This window comes from Streptococcus sp. KR, from assembly GCF_002238115.1.
In the GTDB taxonomy this organism is placed as follows: domain Bacteria; phylum Bacillota; class Bacilli; order Lactobacillales; family Streptococcaceae; genus Streptococcus.
The window spans coordinates 20899-35296 of record NZ_NGVM01000004.1; the positions used below are offsets into that span (position 1 = coordinate 20899).

Annotated in this window: 19 protein-coding genes; 17 read left to right on the forward strand and 2 right to left on the reverse strand. The window is 42.0% G+C overall.

Features of this window, described 5'->3' with window-relative positions; genetic code table 11:
* The first annotated feature begins 8 nt into the window (after nt 1–8).
* Genes gtfA through asp5 form a run of 4 tightly spaced genes read left to right on the forward strand, consistent with a single transcriptional unit; the run spans nt 9 to nt 3260 of the window.
* A complete protein-coding gene (gene gtfA / locus CBI42_RS02185) occupies nt 9–1520 on the forward strand; it encodes an accessory Sec system glycosyltransferase GtfA (RefSeq protein ID WP_094753146.1) in 1512 nt (503 codons plus the stop codon).
* Nucleotides 1513–2850 (forward strand): accessory Sec system glycosylation chaperone GtfB, encoded by a 1338-nt coding sequence (gene gtfB / locus CBI42_RS02190; protein ID WP_094753147.1) that lies wholly within the window; start codon nt 1513–1515, stop codon nt 2848–2850. Before gtfA ends, gtfB begins: the two co-directional genes overlap by 8 nt.
* A gap of 1 nt (nt 2851) precedes the next feature.
* Entirely contained in the window at nt 2852–3031 is a 180-nt protein-coding gene (gene asp4 / locus CBI42_RS02195; protein WP_094753148.1) for an accessory Sec system protein Asp4, read from the forward strand.
* A 4-nt stretch (nt 3032–3035) separates the two neighbouring features.
* The gene (gene asp5, locus CBI42_RS02200; RefSeq protein ID WP_004260825.1) at nt 3036–3260 is read left to right on the forward strand and encodes an accessory Sec system protein Asp5; all 225 of its coding nucleotides are present in this window, start codon (nt 3036–3038) and stop codon (nt 3258–3260) included.
* 50 nt (nt 3261–3310) lie between these two features.
* Here the strand turns inward: asp5 and CBI42_RS02205 are convergent, their stop codons facing one another.
* The gene (locus tag CBI42_RS02205) at nt 3311–4264 is read right to left on the reverse strand and encodes an aromatic acid exporter family protein (RefSeq protein WP_023946543.1); all 954 of its coding nucleotides are present in this window, start codon (nt 4262–4264) and stop codon (nt 3311–3313) included.
* 67 nt (nt 4265–4331) lie between these two features.
* Nucleotides 4332–5537, reverse strand: a complete 1206-nt coding sequence (sstT, locus tag CBI42_RS02210) for a serine/threonine transporter SstT (protein WP_084864846.1) — start codon at nt 5535–5537, stop codon at nt 4332–4334.
* A gap of 151 nt (nt 5538–5688) precedes the next feature.
* On the opposite strand from sstT, the gene CBI42_RS02215 reads away from it, so the two are divergent.
* From CBI42_RS02215 to CBI42_RS02275, 13 genes are all read left to right on the forward strand, one after another.
* Nucleotides 5689–6255 (forward strand): mechanosensitive ion channel family protein, encoded by a 567-nt coding sequence (locus CBI42_RS02215; RefSeq protein ID WP_004260843.1) that lies wholly within the window; start codon nt 5689–5691, stop codon nt 6253–6255.
* A 51-nt stretch (nt 6256–6306) separates the two neighbouring features.
* On the forward strand, nt 6307–7212 hold the full coding sequence (locus tag CBI42_RS02220) for a magnesium transporter CorA family protein (RefSeq protein ID WP_000478241.1): 906 nt from the start codon (nt 6307–6309) through the stop codon (nt 7210–7212).
* Nucleotides 7213–7228: 16 nt separating this feature from the next.
* Nucleotides 7229–7756, forward strand: a complete 528-nt coding sequence (locus CBI42_RS02225) for a YqeG family HAD IIIA-type phosphatase (protein ID WP_000234216.1) — start codon at nt 7229–7231, stop codon at nt 7754–7756.
* A gap of 2 nt (nt 7757–7758) precedes the next feature.
* Nucleotides 7759–8865 (forward strand): ribosome biogenesis GTPase YqeH, encoded by a 1107-nt coding sequence (gene yqeH, locus CBI42_RS02230; RefSeq protein ID WP_061864345.1) that lies wholly within the window; start codon nt 7759–7761, stop codon nt 8863–8865.
* 213 nt (nt 8866–9078) lie between these two features.
* Nucleotides 9079–9390: a ribosome assembly RNA-binding protein YhbY gene (gene yhbY, locus CBI42_RS02235; RefSeq protein ID WP_000060169.1), complete on the forward strand. Its 312-nt coding sequence runs from the start codon at nt 9079–9081 to the stop codon at nt 9388–9390.
* A gap of 51 nt (nt 9391–9441) precedes the next feature.
* Complete coding sequence (locus CBI42_RS02240) at nt 9442–10071, forward strand: nicotinate-nucleotide adenylyltransferase (protein WP_004260853.1); 630 nt, start codon at nt 9442–9444, stop codon at nt 10069–10071.
* On the forward strand, nt 10071–10664 hold the full coding sequence (yqeK, locus tag CBI42_RS02245) for a bis(5'-nucleosyl)-tetraphosphatase (symmetrical) YqeK (protein ID WP_094753149.1): 594 nt from the start codon (nt 10071–10073) through the stop codon (nt 10662–10664). Before CBI42_RS02240 ends, yqeK begins: the two co-directional genes overlap by 1 nt.
* Nucleotides 10665–11165: a cysteine hydrolase family protein gene (locus CBI42_RS02250; protein ID WP_094753150.1), complete on the forward strand. Its 501-nt coding sequence runs from the start codon at nt 10665–10667 to the stop codon at nt 11163–11165.
* 11 nt (nt 11166–11176) lie between these two features.
* Nucleotides 11177–11530: a ribosome silencing factor gene (gene rsfS, locus CBI42_RS02255; protein ID WP_094753151.1), complete on the forward strand. Its 354-nt coding sequence runs from the start codon at nt 11177–11179 to the stop codon at nt 11528–11530.
* A 110-nt stretch (nt 11531–11640) separates the two neighbouring features.
* Complete coding sequence (locus tag CBI42_RS02260; RefSeq protein WP_306425620.1) at nt 11641–12381, forward strand: class I SAM-dependent DNA methyltransferase; 741 nt, start codon at nt 11641–11643, stop codon at nt 12379–12381.
* A 9-nt stretch (nt 12382–12390) separates the two neighbouring features.
* Entirely contained in the window at nt 12391–13488 is a 1098-nt protein-coding gene (locus tag CBI42_RS02265) for a nucleotidyltransferase (protein WP_094753152.1), read from the forward strand.
* Nucleotides 13489–13725: 237 nt separating this feature from the next.
* Nucleotides 13726–13980: a type II toxin-antitoxin system Phd/YefM family antitoxin gene (locus CBI42_RS02270; RefSeq protein ID WP_000388572.1), complete on the forward strand. Its 255-nt coding sequence runs from the start codon at nt 13726–13728 to the stop codon at nt 13978–13980.
* 3 nt (nt 13981–13983) lie between these two features.
* Entirely contained in the window at nt 13984–14238 is a 255-nt protein-coding gene (locus CBI42_RS02275) for a Txe/YoeB family addiction module toxin (protein ID WP_094753153.1), read from the forward strand.
* Nucleotides 14239–14398: the final 160 nt, after the last annotated feature.

The following is a 14398-nucleotide window of genomic DNA, read 5'->3' on the forward strand; positions in this document are numbered from 1 at the left end:
GAGAAAATATGACAATTTACAATATAAATTTAGGACTTGGCTGGGCTAGTAGTGGTGTTGAATACGCCCAAGCCTACCGTGCTGGTGTTTTTCGGAAATTAAATCTGTCCTCTAAGTTTATCTTTACAGATATGATTCTAGCTGATAATATTCAGCATCTGACAGCCAATATTGGTTTTGATGATGAGCAAGTTATTTGGCTTTATAATCACTTTACAGATATCAAGATTGCACCGACTAGCGTGACGGTTGAGGATGTTTTGGCTAGGTTTGACGGTGTTGAAAGTCGTAGAGAAAAGAATGGCAAGGTTTTGCGTGTCTTCTTTTCTGACCAAGATAAGTTTGTTACCTGTTATTTGGTTGATGAGGACAAGGACTTGGTCCAGTATGTAGAGTATGTTTTTAAGGGCAACCTGATTCGTAAGGATTATTTCTCTTATACGCGTTATTGTAGCGAATACTTTGCTCCCAAGGACAATGTTGCAGTCCTATACCAACGAACTTTTTACAATGAAGACGGAACTCCAGCCTATGATATCTTGATGAATCAAGGCAAGGAAGAAGTTTACCGTTTCAAGGATAAGATTTTCTATGGAAAGCCAGCTTTCATGCGTGCTTTTATGAAATCCTTGAATTTGAACAAGTCTGATTTGGTTATTCTGGATAGGGAGACAGGCATTGGACAGGTTGTGTTTGAAGAAGCACAAGTAGCGCACCTAGCGGTAGTCGTTCACGCGGAGCATTATAGTGAAAATGCTACAAATGAGGACTATATCCTTTGGAATAACTATTATGACTATCAGTTTACCAATGCAGATAAGGTTGACTTCTTTATCGTATCAACTGATAGACAAAAGGAAGTGTTGCAAGATCAATTTGCCAAATATACTCAGCATCAACCAAAGGTTGTTACCATTCCTGTAGGTAGTATTGATACTTTCACTGAGTCAAGTCAGGGACGTAAGCCCTTTTCATTGATTACCGCTTCGCGTCTTGCCAAAGAAAAACACATTGACTGGTTGGTCAAGGCGGTCATTGAGGCTCGTAAGGAAATACCCGAATTAACCTTTGATATCTATGGTAGTGGTGGGGAGGATTCTCTGCTCAGAGAAATTATTGCATCTCATCAGGCTGTGGATTACATCAAGCTCAAGGGACATGCGGAACTTTCGCAGATTTATAGCCAGTATGAGGTCTACTTGACGGCTTCTACTAGCGAAGGATTTGGTTTGACCTTGATGGAAGCGATTGGTTCAGGTCTACCCCTAATCGGTTTTGATGTACCTTATGGCAATCAGACTTTTATAGAGGATGGTCAAAATGGTTATCTGATTCCAAGTTCATCTGACCATGTGGAAGACCAAATTAAGCAAGCTTACGCAGCTAAGATTTGTCAACTGTATCAAGAAAATCGTTTAGAAGCTATGCGTGCCCATTCTTACCAAATTGCAGAAGGTTTCTTAACCGAAGAAATTTTAGAAAAGTGGAAGAAAACAGTAGAGGAGGTGCTCCATGATTGAACTTTATGATCGTTATAGTCAGGAAAGTCGAGATTTACATGAAAGTCTAGTCGCTACTGGTCTTTCTCAACTTGGAGTGGTCATCGATGCAGATGGTTTTCTGCCTGATGGTCTGGTCTCTCCCTTTACCTATTATCTAGGCTATGAAAAGGGAAAACCTCTCTATTTCAACCAAGTTCCTGTTCCAGCTTTTTGGGAAATTTCAGGCAATAATCAGTCTGCTCGTATTGAAGATATGACGCAGGAGAGAGCTGTTATTCATTATGCTGATGGAATGCAGGCTCGCTTGGTTAAACAGGTAGATTGGAAAGACTTGGAAGGTCGAGTCCGTCAAATTGATCATTACAATCGCTTCGGAGCTTGCTTTGCTACAACAACCTATAGCACAGATAGTGAGCCAATCATGACGGTTTACCAAGATATCAATGGCCAGGAGGTTTTACTTGAAAACCATGTGACGGGTGATATCTTATTGACCTTACCTGGTCAGTCCATGCGTTACTTTGCAAATAAGGTTGAATTTATCACCTTCTTTTTGCAAGATTTGGAAATCGATACCAGTCAGCTTATCTTTAATACTCTAGCGACACCTTTCTTAGTTTCCTTCCATCATCCAGATAAGTCTGGATCAGATGTTTTGGTTTGGCAGGAACCTCTCTACGAAAGTATTCCAGGCAATATGCAGTTGATTTTGGAAAGTGATGATGTGCGTACTAAGAAAATCATCATTCCAAACAAGGCGACTTATGAACGTGCTTTAGAGTTGACTGACGAGAAATACCATGCTCAGTTTATGCATTTGGGTTACCATTATCAGTTCAAACGGGATAATTTCCTAAGACGAGATGCCTTAATCTTGACTAATTCAGATCAGATTGAGCAAGTGGAAGCAATCGTAGAAGCCTTGCCTGATGTTACCTTCCGTATCGCAGCGGTGACAGAAATGTCCTCTAAGCTCTTAGATATGCTTCGCTATCCTAATGTGGTCCTTTATCAGAATGCTAGCCCACAGAAGATTCAGGAGCTCTATCAATTGTCGGATATTTACTTGGATATAAACCACAGCAATGAGTTGTTGCAGGCGGTGCGTCAGGCCTTTGAACACAATCTCTTGATTCTTGGATTTAATCAGACAGTGCACAATAGACTCTATATCGCTCCTGATCATCTATTTGAAAGTAGTGAAGTTTCTGCTTTGGCTGAGACCATTAAACTGGCCCTTTCAGATGTTACTCAAATGAGTCTGGCACTTGGCAAACAAGGCCAACATGCAAATTATGTTGACTTGGTGCGATATCAGGAAACCATGCAAACTGTTTTAGGAGGCTAATATGTCAGAGGAAGATTTATTTTACAAAGACGTTGAAGGTCGCATGGAAGAGTTGAAACAAAAACCGATTAAGAAGGAAAAAGAAACCCGAGGGGAAAAGATTAGTAAAACTTTTTCACTCATCTTGGGTTTAATGATTCTGATTGGTTTACTCTTTACTTTGTTGGGAATTTTGAGGTAGGCCTATGACTGATATTCTGATTGTTTTAGCTATTATCCTCTCTCTTGCTTTGATTGTATTGGTAACCATACAACCTCGTCAAAATCAACTATTTTCCATGGATGCGACCAGTAATATTGGGAAACCGAGCTACTGGCAGAGTAATACCTTGGTCAAGGTTCTCACATTATTGGTGAGTTTGGCTTTATTCGTTTTACTGTTAACATTTATGGTAATAACTTACAAATAAAAGAAAACTTCAGATATTCACCTTTTGTGATTGGTCTGAAGTTTTCTTTTTTACTGTCCATATTTTTGGTAAAAGTCAACTTTTACTTGGATGAAGGTTTTGGCCTCGCGTAGGAGTTGAAGAAGGGTGGCGCGGGTTTCAAATTCTTCTCTTGTCTTGGGTAGACTACGGTTCCGGAAGACTTCCAGATAGCGTTCAATTTCATCTAGCAAATCAGAAGCAGGATTGGTCTGGCTCAGTTGAGCTGCAATTTTTGAAAAGAGTTGGGCCAAAATCAGGCTCTCACTGGCAGCTAGGTGACAGGTGTTGATGTGCTGGGCCATGTTTCGCAGGATACGACTTTGTCGCTGTCTCATCTCAAAGTAGTGGATATGGTAATCAGTCTGGTGAAAGAGGTGGTCAGAGTGATCCAAATAGACCAGTCTGAGGGCTTCTTCCAAAAGGGTGTCCAATTCTTCAACTAACTGTGCTCGGTTGCGTCCATCCCCTCTGGATAAATAATATTTGAAGCGCTGGAGAATATCTTTTAACTTTTCTTCTACCAATGTGTGGTAGTGATGAATTTCCTCTTCTCGTGAAGGCATGTAGAGATTAACCAGTAAGGCAAATCCTGTACCGATAGCAAAGAGAAGGAATTCATTGACTAGGAGGTCTGGAGAGGTTGACTCTTGCACCAAGAGATGGCTAACCAAAACGCTACTTGGTGTGATGCCAATTTCCCAGCCCATCTTGTAGGCTAGAGGCACATAGAGGGCTAGATAGAGGCCGAGGCTCCAGATATGAAATCCGCTCAAGTGAAAAGCCAGAACTCCGATAACCAAAGCTAGAAGCATGGAAAAGAGGCGATTTCGGGCCAGTTTTAAGGTACTTCTACGGGTATCGGATAGGCTCAAGAGGGCGATTATTCCAGCCGAGACAGCTGAGGAGAGATTGAGAAAGTAAGCAAGAAGGCAGGCAAGACAGGTAGCTAAGATGAGCTTAGTCGTACGTTGGCTAATAGACATAAGGATTTCCTAGTAAGTTATAATAAAAGCGGAAAAGACAAGACCTGAGCAGGCTTGTCTTTATGAGTTATTTTTTACGGGCTGCTGCGTATTCGGCAACAGCAGTAAAGAGGACATCTGTTGAAGAGTTAAGGGCTGTTTCACATGAGTCTTGGATGACCCCAATCACAAATCCAACCCCAACAACTTGCATGGCAATATCGTTAGAAATACCAAAAAGGCTACAAGCAACTGGGATAAGAAGGAGGGATCCTCCGGCAATACCAGAAGCACCACAGGCTGAGATTGCTGCTACTACACTGAGGACAAAGGCTGTGGCAAAGTCAACAGGGATTCCAAGAGTATTTACTGCAGCAAGGGTTAAAACGTTAATAGTAATCGCTGCCCCTGCCATGTTGATAGTAGAACCAAGTGGGATAGAAACAGAATAGGTATCTGGATCCAGACCGAGGTCGTGGCAAAGTTTCATATTGACAGGGATGTTAGCCGCAGAACTACGAGTGAAGAAGGCTGTAACACCGCTGACACGCAAACATTTCCAAACGAGGGGATAAGGGTTTCTCTTCATAAAGAGGAAGGCAATCAATGGATTGACAACCAGAGCGACAAAGAACATAGTTGTCACCAAGAGGGCAAGCAAGATTCCGTAGTTAGCTAGGCTTCCGATTCCCTTATCAGAGATGGTTTTGAAGACAAGACCAAGGATACCAAATGGAGCTAGATTGATGATCCATTCGACAATCTTAGAAGTCACATCAGCCATAGTTTTCAGCAATTCTTTACTATTTTTGCTGGCCTCTCTCATAGCAATCCCGAAAACAACTGCCCAAGATAAGATACCGATGTAGTTAGCAGTAACGAGGGCATTGACTGGATTGTCAACCAGTTTGAGCAAGAGATTGCTGAGGACCTGGCCAATTCCATCTGGTGGTGCGATTTCTGTATTGGCACTATTTAAGGTAATCTCAACAGGGACGATGAAGCTTGCTAGGACAGCAACAAGTGCCGCTGCAAAGGTTCCCACCAAGTAAAGGAGGATAACCGTTTTCATGTTGCTATCTTGACCCTTTTGATGTTGGGAAAGGGCATTGGCAACGAGGGCAAAGACTAGAATAGGTGCGATGGCTTTGAGGCCACCAACAAAGAGATCTCCAAGTAAACCAATTCCTGAAATGTTAGGAAGTGTCAGCCCTAGGGTTCCTCCAATAAGCATGCCAATCAAAATTCGTTTGATTAGACTCGCCTTATTCCAAGCATGAATGAATTTTTTCATAACAATCTCCTTTGTTGTGTAATGTTTATGATTATAGTATAAATATGAGCTAAAATCAAGAATTTTCTGTCTATTTTGGCTGTTATTTTTGAATATTTATGGAGATTCATCACTTGTAAAAGTATGGTATAATAAATGAAAGGAGTTTTCTATGAAAGAATTTATTCAAACCTACCTCAATAAGCTTGATATAACAACGATTATTGAAAATATCTTAACCAAGTTAATTTCTCTGTTATTCTTATTTTTACTCTTTTATATAGCTAAGAAATTGCTCCATACCATGGTGCAGAGAATTGTCAAACCTTCTCTAAAAATGTCTCGTCATGATGTCGGGCGTCAGAAAACCATCTCACGTCTGTTAGAAAATGTGTTTAATTATACCCTTTATTTCTTTTTGCTTTACTGCATTTTGTCGATTTTAGGTTTGCCAGTTTCTAGTTTGCTGGCAGGGGCTGGGATTGCTGGGGTGGCTATTGGAATGGGAGCCCAAGGCTTTCTATCTGATGTCATCAATGGCTTTTTCATCCTCTTTGAACGTCAACTGGATGTGGGAGATGAGGTCGTTTTGACAAATGGTCCTATTACCGTATCGGGCAAGGTTGTCAGTGTCGGCATTCGAACAACGCAACTCAGAGGAGAAGATCAGGTTCTGCACTTCGTTCCCAATCGGAATATCACCGTCGTCAGCAATTTCTCTCGGACAGACCAGGTCTGAAATTTTAGCAGATTTATGGTACAATAGAAAGAGTTTGGTAAAGGAGAGAAGATGTTTTTAGAAAAACAGTTGGGCAACGGTTGTACCTGGATTAACTTAGATTTGGACAAGTTGAAAAAACTAGAGGACCTTTCTGAAATCTACGGTTTGGACAAGGAAACCATCGAATATGCGCTGGATAGGAATGAGCGTGCCCACATGGATTATCACCGTGAAAATGGGACTGTGACCTTTATTTATAATGTTCTTGATTTAGAAAAAGACAAAGAATATTATGAAGCGATTCCCATGACCTTTATCGTCGAAAGACAACGAATGATTACCATCAGCAACCATAAGAATGCTTATGTCATTGATCAGATGTCAGCTTATCTGGATAGCCATGAGTCGCTTTCTATTTACAAGTTTCTCTTTGCTGGTTTAGAGATTATCAGTAACGCTTATTATCCTGTCATTGAAGAGATGGATAAAAGTAAGGACGAAATTAGTGCCTTGCTACGTCAAACTACAACAAAGAAAAATCTCTTCGCCCTCTCTGACTTGGAGACTGGTATGGTTTACTTGACAGCAGCAGCAAAACAAAATCGACTCCTCTTGGAACATATCCAGGGCCATGCTCTTTATCGGAGATTTAATGATGTCGAACGAGAGCAGTTTGATGATGCCATGATTGAAGCCCATCAGTTGGTGTCTATGACAGACTTGATTTCTCAAGTCTTGCAACAACTCTCAGCTTCTTACAACAACATCCTAAACAATAACTTGAATGATAGTTTGTCAATTTTGACTATTATCTCCGTCTTACTAGCAGTACTTGCGGTTATTACAGGTTTCTTCGGAATGAATGTTCCTCTACCATTTACAGAAGAGCCAAATGCTTGGATTTATATCTTAATGACTAGCTTGATTTTATGGGTGGCCTTATCTCAATGGCTGAAGAAAATTACTAGAAAATAAAAGAAAAGGAGCCAAAATGGTGATTGAAAACTACATGCCAGACTTTGCTGTGGAAGCAGTCTATGATCTGACAGTCCCAAGCCTGCAGGCGCATGGAATCAAGGCTGTTTTGGTCGATTTGGACAATACCCTCATTGCTTGGAACAACCCTGACGGGACGCCAGAGATGAAGCAATGGCTACATGATCTTCGGGACGCGGGCATTCGCATCATTGTGGTATCAAATAACACTAAAAAACGCGTCCAACGAGCAGTTGAGAAGTTTGGAATTGATTACGTTTATTGGGCCTTGAAGCCCTTCACATTTGGGATTGATCGTGCCATGAAGGAATTCCACTATGATAAAAGCGAAGTGGTCATGGTTGGCGACCAGCTCATGACAGATATTCGAGCAGCCCACCGTGCGGGCATTCGCTCGATTTTAGTCAAACCCTTGGTCCAACATGACTCGATCAAAACGCAAATTAACCGAGCTCGTGAGCGCCGTGTGATGCGAAAAATCACTGAAAAGTACGGACCGATTACATATAAAAAAGGAATTTAACTATGGAAGAAATTCTCTGTATTGGTTGTGGAGCAACCATTCAGACGACAGACAAGGCTGGTCTTGGTTTTACTCCCCAGTCGGCACTTGAAAAAGGGTTGGAGACGGGTGAAGTCTATTGCCAACGCTGTTTCCGTCTCCGCCACTACAATGAAATCACAGATGTCCAGTTGACGGACGATGATTTCCTCAAGCTCTTGCACGAGGTGGGAGACAGTGATGCCTTAGTGGTAAATGTCATTGATATCTTTGACTTTAATGGCTCTGTCATTCCAGGCTTGCCACGCTTTGTATCGGGCAATGATGTCCTCTTGGTGGGAAATAAAAAAGATATCCTGCCTAAGTCAGTTAAGCCTGGTAAGATTAGCCAGTGGCTCATGGAACGTGCCCACGAAGAGGGACTTCGTCCTGTGGATGTCGTCTTAACTTCAGCCCAAAACAAGCATGCTATTAAGGAAGTCATAGACAAAATCGAGCACTACCGAAAGGGCCGTGATGTCTATGTGGTCGGTGTGACCAACGTTGGAAAATCAACCCTTATCAATGCCATTATCCAAGAAATTACGGGTGATCAGAATGTCATCACGACTTCACGCTTCCCAGGGACAACCTTGGACAAGATTGAGATTCCGCTTGATGACGGATCTTATATCTACGATACACCGGGGATTATCCACCGTCACCAGATGGCTCACTACTTGACGGCCAAAAACCTCAAGTATGTCAGCCCTAAAAAGGAAATCAAGCCTAAAACCTATCAGCTCAATCCAGAGCAAACCTTGTTTCTAGGCGGTCTAGGACGCTTTGATTTCATCACTGGTGAAAAGCAAGGTTTCACAGCCTTCTTTGATAATGAACTCAAACTCCATCGTACCAAGCTTGAAGGCGCTAGTGCTTTCTACGATAAGCACCTTGGAACCCTTCTAACACCACCAAATAGTAAGGAAAAAGAAGATTTTCCTAAACTGGTTGAGCATGTATTTACCATCAAGGACAAGACAGACCTAGTCATCTCTGGACTCGGCTGGATCCGCGTAACAGGCACCGCCAAAGTCGCCGTCTGGGCACCAGAAGGCGTCGCCGTTGTCACACGAAAAGCAATTATTTAAACACAGAAAGGAAAGGGTTATCTTTATTAAGGCGAGCGTTGCGAGCCCGTAGAGAATACTTTTCGCCGTGGTGTCAGTTGGTACAAGTGATTGTACCAACTGCGGAAAATTTGAGACTTTAGGCTCAAATTTTAGTCATGAAAGTCCGAAGGACTTTGCTGACGTCCGTCACCACTTCAGAAAAGTATAAAAAGAAACTCTTTTAAAGAAATTATGTCATTAACATCAAAACAACGTGCCTTCCTCAACAGCCAGGCACATACCCTAAAACCCATCATTCAAATCGGGAAAAATGGCCTCAACGATCAAATCAAAACCAGCGTCCGTCAAGCACTTGACGCCCGTGAATTGATTAAAGTAACGCTCTTGCAAAACACAGATGAAAATATCCACGAAGTAGCTGAAATCTTGGAAGAAGAAATCGGTGTGGATACAGTCCAAAAAATCGGACGCATCTTGATTTTGTTTAAACAATCTAGCAAGAAAGAAAATCGCAAGATTTCTAAAAAAGTCAAAGAAATCTAAAAAACCTACTCCAAACAACTGTTTTTACAGAGAAATAAAGGAGACTAGCCTATGGCAATCGAACTATTGACTCCCTTTACCAAGGTAGAGTTGGAGCCAGAAATCAAGGAGAAGAAACGTAAACAAGTCGGGATTTTAGGAGGAAATTTTAACCCTGTTCACAATGCCCATCTGATCGTTGCGGACCAAGTACGTCAGCAGTTAGGACTGGATCAAGTCTTGCTCATGCCTGAATACCAACCTCCTCACGTAGATAAAAAAGAAACCATCCCTGAACACCATCGTCTCAAGATGCTTGAATTGGCGATTGAGGGGATTGAAGGTCTGGACATTGAAACTATTGAGTTGGAGCGCAAGGGTATTTCATATACCTACGACACCATGAAACTTTTAACTGAGAAGAATCCAGACACGGATTATTACTTTATCATCGGTGCCGACATGGTGGACTATCTGCCTAAGTGGTACCGGATTGATGAACTGGTCGACATGGTTCAGTTTGTGGGAGTTCAGCGCCCACGCTATAAGGCTGGAACTTCTTATCCAGTTATCTGGGTGGATGTTCCTCTCATGGATATCTCGTCTAGCATGGTGCGTGACTTCATTGTCCAAGGACGAAAACCCAACTTTCTCCTACCTCAGCCTGTGCTAGACTACATCGAGAAGGAGGAACTTTACTGATGGCCTATCAAGACTATATCGACTGTTCCCGTGAGGCTTTGTTGGAAAAAATGGCAGAGCTTCTGCCTGAAAAACGGTTAACCCACTGCTTGGGTGTGGAGCGTGCAGCCATAGAACTAGCCCAGCGCTTTGGAGTCGATGCCGAGAAAGCAGGTCTAGCAGGCCTTCTTCATGACTATGCTAAGAAGTTGTCAGATCAGGAATTTCTAGACTTGATTGACCGATATCAGCTAGACCCTGACCTCAAAAACTGGGGCAATAACGTCTGGCATGGCATGGTTGGAATTTACAAGATTCAAGAAGACTTGGATTTGCATGATCCAGAAATCCTGCGAGCCATTGAAATCCATACAGTCGGGGCTGACCAGATGACTGATCTTGATAAGGTTATCTATGTCGCAGACTATATCGAGCACAATCGAGCCTTTCCTGGAGTAGATGTGGCACGTGAGATTGCAAGTCTATCGCTCAATAAGGCGGTGGCCTACGAAACAGCTCGTACCGTGGAGCATCTAGCTCATCAGGAATTCCCCATCTATCCCCAAACCCTTGAAACCTATAACGCCTTTGTGCACTATTTGAAAGAGGACTAAATGAAGACGGCTTTTATAATCATTGATGTTCAGAATATTTTAGTGGAAACCGGTTTTCAGACAAATAGTCTATTGGAAAAAATTTCTTATTTACAAAACCAGGCTAGAAGTAAGAATATCGAAATTATCTATGTTCAACATATTGAGAATCCTGAAGCTCAAACATCAGAAGATTGGCAGTTATCTGCGCTTTTAAATCGAAAACCTGATGAAAAGGTCTTTCAGAAGAAGTATAATAGTATTTTCAAAGAAACTGGCTTAAAAGAATACTTTGATAAACAGGGGATTGAAAAATTAGTTTTATGTGGCATGCAGACAGAATATTGTGTGGATACCTCTGTCAAGGTTGCCTTTGAATATGGCTATAAGCTGATTATTCCAGAAGGTGCTGTCACAACCTTTGATGGGGATGACATTCCAGCAGAAACGATAAATGAATTTTATGAGGACATTTGGGAGAATCGCTTTGCAGATGTCCTAGATTATAAAAATATTTTTTAAAAGAGGACTAAATGAACGAAAAAGAATTACTAGAACTAGTCGTGAAAGCGGCTGATGAGAAACGTGCGGAGGATATCCTCGCACTTGACGTACAAGATTTGACTAGCGTGACGGATTACTTTGTTATTACTAGTTCAATGAATAGCCGTCAGTTGGATGCTATCGCTGATAATATCCGTGAAAAAGTAGCGGAAGCAGGATTTAAAGGCAGTCATGTCGAAGGCGACGCAGCTGGAGGTTGGGTCTTGCTGGACCTTGGTGGTGTCGTTGTGCATGTCTTTTCAGAAGAAATGCGTGCCCACTATAACCTAGAAAAACTATGGCATGAGGCGGATTCAGTAGATATTTCAGAAGCTCTTGCTTAGAAGATGAACTCAGTTGTAGTCAACTGGGTTTTATTTGCGTATTTTAGAAAAATTGATAGAAAGGTAAAGGGCGAGTGGTGTTTGCCATGGAGGCTCTTGGTATCATGATTATGGCAACTTATGAAACCTTTGCGGCTGTTTACGATGCAGTGATGGATGATAGTTTATACGATAAATGGACGGATTTTTCGCTACGTCATTTGCCTAAGACCAAGGAGAGAAAGAAACTCTTGGAACTGGCTTGTGGGACTGGAATTCAATCTGTGCGCTTCTCTCAGGCTGGTTTTGATGTGACTGGGATTGATTTGAGTGCGGATATGTTGAAGATTGCTGAAAAGAGAGCGGCTTCGGCCAAACAAAAGATTGACTTTATTGCAGGCAATATGCTGGATTTGTCCAAGTCAGGTCAATATGATTTTGTCACGTGTTATTCGGACTCTATCTGCTATATGCAGGATGAGGTGGAAGTAGGGGACGTCTTTAAGGAAGTCTATAATGCTCTCAACGAAGATGGCATCTTCATCTTTGATGTGCATTCGACCTACCAGACAGATGAAGTTTTTCCAGGCTATTCCTACCATGAAAATGCGGAAGATTTTGCCATGCTATGGGATACCTACGAGGACGCGGCTCCTCACTCCATTGTGCATGAGTTGACCTTTTTTATTAAGGAGGCGGACGGTTCCTTTAGTCGCCACGATGAAGTGCATGAGGAGCGAACCTATGAGGTTTTGACCTATGATATTTTGCTGGAACAGGCTGGATTTAAGTCTTTCAAACTCTATGCAGACTTTGAGGACAAGGAGCCGACAGAGACAAGTACCCGTTGGTTTTTTGTCGCGCAGAAGTAGGAGATTACCATGACCATCACAGGTATTATCGCGGAATTCAATCCCTTTCATAATGGACATAAATACCTGTTGGATCAGGCGAAGGGACTGAAAATCGTAGCCATGTCAGGAAATTTCATGCAGCGTGGAGAGCCAGCTATCGTGGACAAGTGGACACGGGCCCAGATGGCGCTGGAAAATGGAGCGGATCTGGTAGTAGAATTGCCCTTTTTAGTCAGTGTTCAGGCGGCAGATTTCTTTGGCCAAGGCGCTGTGTATATCTTGGCTCGGTTGGGTATTGATACTCTAGCATTTGGGACGGAGGAAGTTGTGGATTACCAGAAAATCGCTGACTTATACACAGAACAAGGCGCTGATATGGAGAAATTTGTGGAAAATCTTCCTGATTCTCTTTCTTATCCCCAGAAGACCCAGGCCATGTGGAAGGAATTTGCAGGTCTTGATTTTTCAGGAAATACGCCCAACCATGTTCTTGCTCTTGCCTATGTCAAGGCAGTTGCGGGACTCAACATCAAACTTCATCCGATTCAGCGTCAGGGGGCTGGCTATCATTCTGTGGATAAGGATGTGGACTTTGCCTCGGCGACAGCCCTGCGTCAGCACCAGAAGGACCAAGATTTCTTAGAACGCTTTATGCCTTCGGTTGCCCTTTTTGAGCAGGCCAGTAAGGTGAACTGGGAAGACTATTTTCCTATGCTCCGCTATCAAATCTTGTCCAATCCAGACCTAACCACTATCTATCAGGTCAATCAAGAAATGGCTGTGCGCATTAAGGAAGCCATCAAAACAGCTCAGTCTTTAGAAGAAATGGTCGAGGCGGTTGCCACCAAACGCTACACCAAGGCGCGTGTCAGACGCCTCTTGACCTATATCCTGGTGCAGGCTAGAGAAAGTGACTTACTAGAAGGCATTCATGTCCTTGGCTTTACTGAAAAAGGCAGACAGCATCTTAAATCTCTGAAAGGGCAGGTCAATCTAGTCAGCCGAATTGGCAAAGAACCTTGGGATGTCATGACTCAAAAGGCAGACCAGATTTACCAACTAGGAAATCCAAGTATAGCAGAACAGAATTTTGGAAGAGTGCCGATTAGAATAGAAACAAACTAAGTCTACTGAAAGGTGGACTTTTTGAGATTTTTTACGAATAATACTCTTCGAAAATCAAATTCAAACCGCGTCAACGTCACCTTGCCGTACTCAAGTACAGCCTGCGGCTAGTTTCCTAGTTTACTCTTTGATTTTCATTGAGTATAAATAGATGGAAAAGAAAATCTTGTACAAGTTCCTGACAATTTCTTTCTTTTCGTGTATAATAGTGGAAAAGAGGTAAAACGAGGTATGGTTATGGAAGCAGTTCTTTACTCAACATTCCGAAATCATTTAAAGGACTACATGAAAAAGGTAAATGATGAATTTGAGCCTTTGACGGTGGTTAATAAAAATCCAGACGAGGACATTGTAGTCCTTTCAAAGAGTGAGTGGGATAGTATCCAAGAAACCCTGAGAATTGCTCAAAATAAGGAACTTTCTGATAAGGTTTTGCGAGGAATGGCTCAAGTTCGTGCTGGAAGCACTCAAGTCCATGTTATTGAGGAGTGAGGAATGCTACTCAAGTTTACAGAAGATGCCTGGGCAGATTATTGCTACTGGCAAACTCAGGATAAGAAAACACTAAAAAGAATCAATAAACTAATCAAGGATATTCAACGCGATCCATTTACAGGAATTGGTAAACCAGAACCACTCAAGTATGACTATCAAGGAGCCTGGTCACGTCGTATCGACGCAGAAAATCGCTTGATTTATATGATGGATGAAGATAGCGTGGCTTTCCTGTCTTTTAAAGATCATTACTAAGTCTACTATAAAGTAGGCTTTTTATTTTTTAAAATTTTATTAGTAAGTTTAAGATAAAGTTTTTTGGAAAATGACAGAATCCCTAATACAAAAGACAAAAATTCAGTAAAGAAATTTAGTATATGAAATTCGAGCTTTACCCTTGAATACGCTTTATAAC